This window comes from Stenotrophomonas sp. SrG, assembly GCF_050031795.1.
Taxonomy (GTDB): Bacteria; Pseudomonadota; Gammaproteobacteria; order Xanthomonadales; family Xanthomonadaceae; genus Stenotrophomonas; species Stenotrophomonas rhizophila_A.
In genome coordinates this window covers 1-233 of sequence record NZ_JBNBBE010001503.1, presented here as the reverse complement: position 1 = coordinate 233, position 233 = coordinate 1, and the positions used below count along the sequence as shown (strand labels likewise).

Sequence of the window (233 nt, the reverse complement as noted above, 5' to 3'; positions counted from 1 at the left end):
CGACGTACAGCGTGCCGTGCTGCAGCGCACCCGCGAGAAGCTGGAAGCGCTGGAGAAGACCGTGGCCGCGCTGGACGCCGCCGCCCACCCGCCGGCCGAGCGCCCGGCGCCGTAAGAAGGAAACCCGATGAGCCTGGCGCTGGGGCACAGCCGTGCCCGCGCCGGCGTCCAGGCGCCCGCGGTCCGGATCGAGGTCCTCCTCTCCGGCGGTTTGCCGCATACCCAGAGCGGCG

1 pseudogene is annotated in these 233 nt (G+C 74.7%); it reads left to right on the top strand.

The annotated features are described in order from the left end of the window. Positions 1 to 115, top strand: a pseudogene (locus ACQG3P_RS24385) (accessory factor UbiK family protein); the annotation flags it as partial. Positions 116 to 233 lie beyond the last annotated feature (118 nt).